The organism is Staphylococcus sp. IVB6181, from assembly GCF_025561445.1.
GTDB classification, from domain to species: Bacteria; Bacillota; Bacilli; order Staphylococcales; family Staphylococcaceae; genus Staphylococcus; species Staphylococcus simulans_B.
Genome location: NZ_CP095096.1, coordinates 376938 through 387532, shown reverse-complemented (window position 1 = coordinate 387532; position 10595 = coordinate 376938). Strand labels below are relative to the sequence as shown.

Genomic DNA, 10595 nt, shown 5'->3' with positions numbered 1-10595 from the left:
TGAACTAGAACTGCTTGTTTCCGCAGCTTTTGCTTCATCATTCGTGCCTAAAATCAACATTGTTCCTAATAGTATCGAAGCCGTACCCACCGTAAATTTACGAATAGAGTATTTATTACGTCTATTAGGAAGAAAATCTAATTTTTTCATAGAAAAAATTCCTCCTCATGATTAAAAAACCTTAACTTTATCCCTTTGTTTAAAAACGATGCTGCCCTTGAATTTTTGTTAATTGTAATAATTATACCTGTTACTCAATAAATGTCTATAAGTATATATTGCATTTAGCAATGTTGAACAAAATCTTAATATTTGGCAAACAGGTTGTACTTATCCTTATATCTTCTTTTATCACACACTAATAAAACTAAACATACAAATTAATGACAAATAATTGAAGAAACTTCCTTATTAAACATCAAAAAAACGGGTTCTCCACCATTTGTGGTGGGTGAATAATTTAAAGAACTTAATTTTGATTGGAATTCTTCGAATTCTATCATTTAGACAACCATCCGATGTACGGGTCTGGTTGTCTTTTTCTTTTTGTTTTTAAATAAACTAAATACCAGCATTATACGGTTTCTTAAGTTATTAAAGCTTCTGTATCCATATGAAATTCGCTTAATTAACTTTATTTTATTGTTAATACCCTCTATTGCACCGTTATTTAATAAGGGATTGTAAATCGTATTTCGAAGTATTTCTTGATGCTTTCTAAAAAATGTTACTACTTTCCATATGTTTTTACTGATTGAGTTTTTATCAACGTCGTTCAAACGATTGATAAAATCTTTCCAATTACATAATTTTAAACTTTCGCGTAAATCATGTACTAGTTCGTATGAATTTTTTAACTTTTCATCTGTTTGAAGCATAAAATTCACTAGATCATAACCTTTTTTATAACATCTAAAGGAACCGTCCCAAATACCATCCATCATGAAGAGTTTACGTTTGTCTGTTAAAAGAAGCCTCCATTTGTTCTTTAAAACAGGGTATTCCCTTCCATCTTTGTCTTTATAACGATTCATTACTTCTCTGCGATAGAAGTTTAACTCTCTATTCATGTGCTGAACGATATGAAATCTATCAAAGATTATAGATGCATTAGGAAAGAGCTTTTTAAATAAGAATAAATAGGGTTCAAACATATCAATAGTGATTGTTTTAACTTTAAGTCTATTTTTTCGATCAAAGCGTTCAAAATAAGCTTTTAAATAACCCGAAGTTCTGTTTTCTAAAACATCTAGAACTTCATGTGTGTCATTGTTAATAAATATAAAACTCATTAAGCCAGTCACACTCTTTACACTTCTAAATTCATCGATTGCCAAATGTTCAGGTAGATTATCGAAAGGCTTGATAAGTAAAGTATTGACTGCTTTATTTCGAATACGACGTACTGTAGATGGAGAAACACAGTTGTCTTCTGCAGTATCTATTTCTGTTTTGACTTTCGTGGCTTCTTCAATTATTTTTTGATTCACATAATTAGAAATAAATCGTGTCTTATCTACGACATCAGTTTCAGCAGTAAAAGTTGTATTACACTCTAAACACTTAAAGCGCTGTTTGGCTAAGTTTAGATATGTATTATAGCCTTGAGTTTTAAGCAAGGTAATACGAGAAACTCGTTTACCATGCTTATGAATTTGTCCTTCATTTTTAATTCCGCAGCAAGGACAAGCCGAAGGCTTATACGTAAGTACAGCATTAACAACCGTAGACTTCTTTCCTTTTACTATTACATCAATATCTTGGCTAACAGATTTGATATTTTTATCTTTTATTCTTAGTATTTCTAATGTATCATTACACATAGGCGCACTTGTCTCCTTTAATTTGGGTTTGGTCACTTTAAATTATAGAGGCAATTGCGCTTTTTGTGTATCGAAAAAGGCGGGAAGTTTTACCTTCCCACCATAAAAGATGAAGAACCAAAAAACGCCCCTCATTTAAGAGGGACGCCAGTATCAATTTCATATTTCTATAGGAGTTTTGAAATTTCTTTTACATTTTTTTGACAGTAAGCTGTTTGGGACTTATTTATTGTCTTTGCGGCGACGGTTCTTACCAAGTAAGAACAATGCGCCTAATCCAGCGAATAGTGAGCCGAATAATGCACCTTTGTTTTCATTTTGACCTGTATCAGGTAAAGCTTCTTTATCTGATTTGGCAGCTTGACGTTCTTGAGATTGAGTTGGGACAGACTCATCTTGAGCTACGTCATTGCCAGGTGCTTGTGTTGCTGGTGCTTGTGGCTGTGCCGGTGTTTCAGCTGGTGCTTCTGGTTGTGCCGGTGTCTCAGCTGGTGCTTCTGGTTGTGCCGGTGTCTCAGCTGGTGCTTCTGGTTGTGCCGGTGTTTCAGCTGGTGCTTCCGGTTGTGCTGGTGTCTCAGCTGGTGCTTCTGGTTGTGCCGGTGTCTCAGCTGGTGCTTCTGGTTGTTCTGGTGTTTCAACTGGTGCTTCTAGTTGTTCTGGTGTCTCACCAGGAACTTCTGGTTGGTTAGGTGTTTCACCAGGCTGTTCAGGTGCTGGTTGACCTGTACCTCTTTCAATAATGCGATCTTGTTTATCTGTCACAGTTACTGTTTCAGTACGCGGGTTAATCAATTCACCTGTCTTAGGATCCACATCGTAAGTTGTTACTGTTTGAGTTTTGCCAGTAATACCTGGTTGAATTTCTCTTTCAGTTCCAACTGGTAAGTTTGGATTATCTTGATAGATTGTTTCATATGGTACATCATTTTCTTCCACTACTTTATTACCAACGTGAATCACTGTGTCTGTCGGCGGGTTGTTCGGATCATTTGGATTACCTGGCTTACCTGGTGTTGTGCTTGTTTCGCCAACTGGTAAGTTTGGATCCGGTTTGTAAACTGTGCCGCCTTCGACTGGACCGTATTCTGTGATGCGGTCAACTGCTGGTGTTGTTGAAGTTTCTGTACGTGGGTTGATTAATTCGCCAGTCTTAGGATCTACATCGTAAGTTGTTGTTGTCGTTGTAGAACCGTTTTGACCTTCTTGAACTACTACATCTTTCGCACCTACAGGTAATTCTGGGTTATAACGGTCGATTGTGTTGTAAGGAATCGGTGTTGTTTCTGTTGTTTTATTGCCGACATGTACGATTGTATCTGTTGGCGGGTTGTTAGGGTCGTTCGGATCTCCAGGCTTACCTGGTGTTGTGCTTGTTTCGCCAACTGGTAAGTTCGGATCCGGTTTGTAAACTGTGCCGCCTTCGACTGGACCGTATTCTGTAATGCGGTCTACCGGTGGTGTTGTAGTCGTTGAAGTTTGAGGGTTCGTCAACTCTCCTGTCTTAGGATCTACATCGTAAGTCGTTGTAGTTGTTGTTGAACCATCTTTACCTTCTTGAACTAACACATCTTTAGAACCAACTGGTAAATCAGGATTGTAACGGTTGATTTCTTTGTGCGGAATCGGTGTTGTAACTGTGCTTTCGTTATCTACACCAACGACTTCTGTTACTGGTGGTGTTGTCACTTCAGTTACAGGGTCTTTACCTGGTTCAGTTGTTACTGTTTCTTCACCTGGTGTGATAACAGTTGTTGTACCTGTTTCAGGGTTTGGATCTGGATTTGGCTGGTACGTTGTTTCTGGCGGAATCGGATTCGTCACTACAGAAGTAGTACCTACACCTACTTCAATAATGCGGTCTTGTTTTTCAACTTTAGTTACCGTATTTGAAGTTGGGTTTTCCAGTGCACCTGTTTCAGGGTTCACTGTATAAGTTGTTGTTTCATTTTCGCCTGTGATACCAGGTTGTACTTCAATTTGAGTACCTGCTGGCAAGTCAGGGTTTTCTCTTGTGATTGTTGTGTATGGTACTTGTTCAGTTGTAACTTGCTTAGTACCTACTTCATTCACTTGTGTTACTGGATCTACAGTTGTTGTATTAGTTACTGGGTTAGTTAATTCGCCAGTATTAGGATCCACTTCATAAGTTGTTGTAGTTGTTGTTGAACCATCTTTACCAGGTGTTTGTACATTTGTATAACCTACTGGTTGATCTACACCTACATACGTTGTGTCATGCGGTACTGGTGTTGTATTAGTTTCAACATTACCTACATTCACTACTGTATCTGTCGGCGGGTTGTTAGGGTCGTTCGGATCTCCTGGCTTACCTGGTGTTGTGCTTGTTTCGCCAACTGGCAAGTTCGGATCTGGCTGATAAACTGTGCCGCCTTCAACTGGACCGTACTCTGTAATGTGGTCTACAGGTGGTGTTGTTTCAGTTGTTGTTTGAGGGTTGATTAACTCTCCAGTCTTAGGATCCACATCGTAAGTTGTTGTTGTCGTTGTTGAACCATCTTTACCTTATTGTACTAATACGTCTTTAGAACCTACAGGTAAATTAGGGTTGTAACGATCGATTACATCATGCGGAATCGGTGTTGTTTCAGTTTGAACGTTACCTACATTCACTACTGTATCTGTCGGCGGGTTATTAGGGTCGTTCGGATCTCCAGGTGTACCTGGTGTTGTGCTTGTTTCGCCAACTGGTAAGTTCGGATCTGGTTGGTATACTGTGCCGCCTTCAACCGGACCGTATTCTGTAATGTGATCTACTGGCGGAGTAGTCGTTGTATTTGTTACTGGGTTAGACAATTCACCTGTATTCGGATCAACTGTATACGTAGTTGTCGTTGTTGTTGAACCATCTTTACCTTGTTGTACTAATACATCTTTTGAACCTACAGGTAAGTTAGGGTTGTAACGGTCGATTACATCATGCGGAATCGGTGTTGTTACTGAACTTTCGTTGTCCACTCCGATAACTTCTGTTACTGGTGGTGTTGTTACTTCAGTTACAGGGTCTTTGCCTGGTTCAGTTGTTACTGTTTCTTCACCTGGTTGACCTGGTGTGATAACAGTTGTTGTACCTGTTTCAGGGTTCGGATCTGGATTTGGTTCGTATGTTGTTTCTAGCGGAATCGGGTTCGTCACAACTGCAGTTGTACCTACGCCTACTTCAATAATGCGGTCTTGTTTTTCAACTGTTGTGACCGTATTAGAAGTTGGGTTTTCCAATGCGCCAGTTGTTGGATTTACTGTATAAGTTGTAGTTGTTTGAGTTTCGCCTGTGATACCAGGTTGTACTTCAACTTGTGTACCTTGCGGTAATTCAGGGTTTTCACGAATAAGTGTTGTGTATGGTACTTGTTCAGTTGTAACTTCTTGAGTACCTACTTCATTCACTTGTGTTACTGGATCTACAGTTGTTGTATCTGTAACTGGGTTAGTTAATTCGCCAGTATTAGGATCAACTGTGTACGTAGTTGTCGTTGTTGTTGAACCGTCTTGACCAGGTGTTCGTACATTTGTATAGCCCACTGGTTGTTCTACACCTACATACGTTGTGTCATGCGGAATCGGTGTTGTCGCAACTTCTTGGTTATTTACACCTACTACTTCATCTTGCGGCGGAGTTGTTACGACTACAACTGGATCTTTACCTGGTTCAGTTGTAACAGTTTGTTCGCCTGGCGTACCTGGTGTAATAACTGTTTCAGTTCCGATTGGTTGTGTCGGATCTGGATTTGGCTGATAAGTTGTTCCCGGAGGAATCACTTCTGTTGTTGTTTCTGGCGGAACAGCTTCAGGGTTTGTTGAGTTGTTACTGATTAATACTAAACGTTGTGCATAGTTTAAGTTTAATTCAGATAATGGTGTACCTGTAGTACTTGTTAATGTAGACTCTTGCTCATTATAAGTCGGAACACCTGTAGAGAAACCTTCTTGTTCTGCTCTTAAGTCAACAACATCTTGCCATACGTTATCCGCATCAGCGTGTTGGTTAGGATCGCTGAAGTGTAACGGATCCCAAGTTTTCGCAATGTATGAACCGTTCCATTGGAAGTAACCTGGTGAACCTGGATCCATAAAGATTAAGTTTGGTTTTTCACCATTCGCACTTTGACCGCTTGTGACTTTGCTTGTTTTTTGCAAGTTCACATAGTATGCATCATCAAAGATATATCTGCGGTCTGGGTTTGTACCGCCTAGAGGAATTGAAATAATCTCTGCATAGTAGTTGCAGTTATCCGTACGCAAATCTAATGTTGCGTTATCTTTAACGTGTAGTAATGCTGTTTCATCACCTACTGCGTTAATGTTCACTAAGTCGTTGTAAGCGCCGACTTGTGTTTGCGTATCAGGGTTCCATTGATGGTTTTTCGCATCTAAGAACAATGTCGCATTTTCATCAACTAAGATTTGTGAGTTGCCGTCTAAACCGATTAAGTTATCTTGCTCCCAGTTACCGATACGGTGTCCGTCAGAGTATGCGATGAATTTAGAGTCTTGTGCAACTTCAAATGTACTGTTTTTGCCCATGTTCACAATGTTGCCGTTACCTTTTTGGTCAACGTTCACTGTTGAACCGATACCTGTATTTAAAGTACCGCCGTTGCCGAAATCAAAGATATTTTGGCCTGTAACATTTGTAGTTGAGCCGTCACCTAATTGAACAGTGACATTGTTGCCTGATTTGAATGCAGTGTTGCCGTTTGAAACGCCCCATGGATTTGAAGCTGAAACGTCCACATTCACTGTTGAACCTGTACCTGTAGTGATTGAACCGTTATCTGATGCTTGGAAAGCACTTCCTAAGCCAGTACGTGTCATATCTACAGTCGCGTAAGGTGCAATGTTGATATTCTTCGCACCGATTGTCGCATTCGCAACCACATTATCTGTACTTGTAGATGTTACATTGCCTTCAAGGTTGACTGTCACATTATTATTAATATTCGTGTCATTAATAATGTTCTTACCAGTGTGTGTCACATCTCTTAAAGTTAATGTATGTTGAGTTGTTGTGCTTGGCGCAAAGTTTACAAATCCTTATGAAATGTTCGTTTTAAGATTTGTATTTTGCAATTTGATATCCCAGTTGCCGCTGTTAACTGGTGCGTTCAAGTAATAGTTAGCAGTGTCTAATGTATAACCGCCGCCGTCAACTGTCACGCTGCGTCCAGTACCTGCAGTTAAAGAACCAAGTTTGTTCGCAGTAATATCACCTGTCAACTGGATGTTAGATACTGAAGTATCGTTCATCGCTGCAACATATTCATCCCAAGTTCCAACTTGTGTTGCAGGTTCTTGTACCGCTGCTAATGAACGGAACATTGTTGTACCTGTTGGTGAAGTTTGTGAACTTTGAGCTGGTGCTTGCAATGTTGAAGCATCTGCTAAAGGTTCGCTTCCAGGCGCATTTTGTGAATTAAGCAAGTATGATGAAATCAATGCATTTGAGATTTCTTCGTTAGATGCACTTGCTAAATCAACATTCATACCATCCACAACTTGTTGTGCTGTTTCTGGTGACAAGTTGTTTTCAGTCGCTAAGTAATCAGTTAACGCTTTTGATTGATCTGTGCTGCCTTCTAATGCAGACGTCACATCTTGCGCTAAAGGCGCTGAAGTTACAGTGCTTGTATCAGGTGCTGTTGTTTGACCAGATTCTGGTGCTGATAATGTAGTTTGTGTGCCTGATGTCGGCGTGCTGTCAGCTGTACCTGATTGTTGTTGTGTTGTATTGCTTTAAGATGTTGGTGCTTCTGGTGCTTGTGTTTCTGACGTTGTATTGTCAGTAGTACCAGTCGGCGCATCTGCTTTTGGTGCATCTGTTTTTGGTGCATCTGTTTTTGGCGCTTCAGTAGTTTGAGACGTTGTAGTTGAGTCGCCTGATGGTGCTTGTGCATCTGCTTTTGGTGCTTCAGTTGTGCCTGAAGTTGTACCTGAAGCTGAATCAGGTGCAGTTGTATTTGATGTATCATTTTGACCTGATGGTTGGTCGGTTGATGGTTGAGCTGTATCCGCTGATGATCCTGAATCAGTTTGTGTTTTTGATGTATCAGCTGCAGTGTCGCCTGCCAACTGGTCGTTAGTTGCGTCCGCTTTAGTTTCTGGTGCTGGCGCAGCATCAGGTGCTTGTGTAGCTGATGTTGAATTGTCAGTTGTTTGTGTACTATCAGCTGTCGGTGCATCTGATGTTTTCGGTGCAGTTGTAGAATCTGCTGTACCTGAAGTACTTGATGATGGTGCTTGTGTTTCTGTAGAAGACGATGCCTCTTTCGAACTATCGGTAGGTTGAATATTTGACTCAGTTTGTGTATTTGTCGTTTGTGCCCCTGTTTCTGCAGCTTGTGTGCTTGAAGTGTCAGTTGATCCGGTAGTATCAGAAGTTGATGTTTGGCTGCCTGTATCTGTTGTTTCAGCAGCTTTTGCTTCTTCAGTTGCCCCGGAAATCAAGATTGTTCCTAATAAGATAGACGCAGTACCTACCGTGAATTTACGGATAGAATACTTGTTTTGTCTATTAGGTAAAAAATCCAATTTCTTCATGAAATTTCCCCCTATTTACTTTTAAATAAAACGGTTACTGTCAATTTTGCTAAATCAAAATCATTACACAAACCCAAGTTGCTTTCTATCGAATTAAGCATAATTGATTTTATTTAGTTTTATTTTCTTTTCGCAATTAGTAACCATGAACCAATTATACAACATTCTAAATCAATGTCTACTAGATTTATTTGACAAGTCTAAAATTTCTGAATAATCATTGCATAAATAGAACAAACTTTTCATAATTATTAGGTTTTACTAAAGCAAATTTACAATAACTTAATATTTGTACAAACGTGTAATTATAAACACTATTTCAGCAAATTTAGAAATGACAAGGCATTCAAGGTTTTTTACCAAACATTTGTTAGATTACTTTAAAATCTGAAAAAAAGTTTTTATAAATTTAAAAAAAGAGGTTCTCTACAAAGTAGAAAACCTCTAAATGAGTAATATTATACTGTACCCGCATTTTTGTCATGCTTGCCATGTTGGTAGTAATCCATATATTCAGGTTCCATTGGTGTGTTGCCTAAAATGATATCTGCAGCTTTCTCAGCAATCATTAATACTGGCGCATGAATGTTGCCGTTTGTTGTTGTAGGCATTACTGATGCATCCACAACACGCAAGTTTTCCATGCCGTGTACTTTCATTGTTAACGGATCGACAACTGCCATAGGATCTGAAGCAGGTCCCATTTTCGCACTGCATGATGGATGCAATGCCGTTTCTGCGTCGCGGCGAACCCAATCTAAAATCTCTTCATCTGTTTGTACCTCTGGTCCAGGTGAGATTTCTCCTGCATTATAAGGTGCTAATGCTGGTTGAGATAAAATATTTCTCGCAACGCGGATGGCTTCTACCCACTCGCGTTCATCTTCTTTAGTTGATAAGTAATTGAAGACAAAGTCTGGATGTTCAAAAGGATCCTTCGATTTAATCTTCAAGCTGCCGCGTGAGTTAGAATACATTGGTCCGACGTGTACTTGGAAACCGTGTTGTGTTTCTGCTTTTTGTCCATCATAACGTACAGCTAACGGCAAGAAGTGGAACATCAAGTTTGGATATTTCACGTCATCATTAGAACGTACGAAACCTCCGCCTTCAAAGTGGTTAGTTGCGGCTGGGCCTGTACGGCTGAAGATCCATTGCAGACCAATCCAAGGCATCTTCAACGGATTCAAGCTCGGTTGTTCTGAAACTGGTTGAGACGCTGCGTGCTGAATGTACACTTCTAAGTGGTCTTCAAAGTTTTCGCCGACACCTGGCAAGTGGATACGCGGTTCAATTCCTAATGATTTCAAGTGTTCAGAATCACCGATACCTGACAATTGAAGTATTTGCGGTGTATTGAATGCGCCGCCTGATAAAATCACTTCTTTTGCTGTAACAGTATGAAGTTTACCGTTGCGTTTGAAAGTAACGCCTGTTACTTTGTTGCCGTCAAAGTTCAGTTTTGTAACGAATGCACGTGTTTTCACATGCAAGTTTTTACGTTTCATTACCGGATGCAAGTAAGCACGTGAAGCTGATACACGGCGGCCGTTATGCACTTGGCTGTCGAAAGGTCCGAAACCTTCTTGACGAAAACCATTCACATCAGGTGTTTTATTGTAGCCTGCTTGTACCCCAGCATCGAAGAATGCTTGGAATAACGGATTCTTAGCCGGTCCGCGTTTTAATTTGATTGGACCATGGTGGCCGCGGTATTTGTCATCTTTCTTAGAACCGAATGTTGTTTCTAAACGTTTGAAATATGGTAAGCAATGCGCAAAGTCCCATGTTTCCATACCTTTTGGCGCACCCCATTTTTCATAGTCCATAGGATTGCCGCGCTGATAAATCATACCGTTGATTGAACTTGATCCGCCTAATACTTTACCGCGGGCGTGTGCAACTTGGCGTCCGCCCATATGCGGTTCGTTGTTTGTCGCATAAATCCAGTCATAGAAACGATTGCCTGATGGATACATCAGCGCTGCCGGCATTTGAATAAACAAATCCCAGAAATAGTCGCTGCGTCCTGCTTCTAATACCAATACTTCATTGTTCTTGTTCACACTTAAACGATTGCCTAATACTGAACCGGCACTGCCTCCGCCGATAATAATATAATCATAATCATACGATTTCGTCATAGCTCTTTCTCCTTTTTATCCATGATTTGTCATAAAAATGGCGAGAACAGAGGGGCAAATATGAGGACTTGTA

General features: G+C 40.0%; 6 protein-coding genes and 1 pseudogene. All 7 read right to left on the bottom strand.

Annotation, left to right across the window (positions count from 1 at the left end):
• Positions 1–14: 14 nt before the first annotated feature.
• A pseudogene (locus MUA90_RS14020) lies at positions 15–150 on the bottom strand (YSIRK-type signal peptide-containing protein); the annotation flags it as partial.
• Positions 151–503: 353 nt separating this feature from the next.
• Positions 504–1823, bottom strand: coding sequence for an ISL3 family transposase (locus MUA90_RS01665; protein ID WP_262587925.1), 1320 nt, complete (start codon positions 1821–1823; stop codon positions 504–506).
• 222 nt (positions 1824–2045) lie between these two features.
• Positions 2046–4307, bottom strand: coding sequence for a G5 domain-containing protein (locus tag MUA90_RS01660; protein WP_262587924.1), 2262 nt, complete (start codon positions 4305–4307; stop codon positions 2046–2048).
• A 39-nt stretch (positions 4308–4346) separates the two neighbouring features.
• On the bottom strand, positions 4347–6818 hold the full coding sequence (locus MUA90_RS01655; RefSeq protein ID WP_262587923.1) for a G5 domain-containing protein: 2472 nt from the start codon (positions 6816–6818) through the stop codon (positions 4347–4349).
• Between the two features lie 57 nt (positions 6819–6875).
• Complete coding sequence (locus MUA90_RS01650; protein WP_262587922.1) at positions 6876–7433, bottom strand: pectate lyase-like adhesive domain-containing protein; 558 nt, start codon at positions 7431–7433, stop codon at positions 6876–6878.
• A 141-nt stretch (positions 7434–7574) separates the two neighbouring features.
• Positions 7575–8378 carry a YSIRK-type signal peptide-containing protein gene (locus MUA90_RS01645; protein ID WP_262587921.1) on the bottom strand — a complete coding sequence of 268 codons (804 nt, stop codon included), beginning with the start codon at positions 8376–8378 and terminating at the stop codon, positions 7575–7577.
• A 458-nt stretch (positions 8379–8836) separates the two neighbouring features.
• Positions 8837–10522, bottom strand: coding sequence for a choline dehydrogenase (gene betA, locus MUA90_RS01640; RefSeq protein ID WP_262587919.1), 1686 nt, complete (start codon positions 10520–10522; stop codon positions 8837–8839).
• Between the last annotated feature and the right edge of the window lie 73 nt (positions 10523–10595).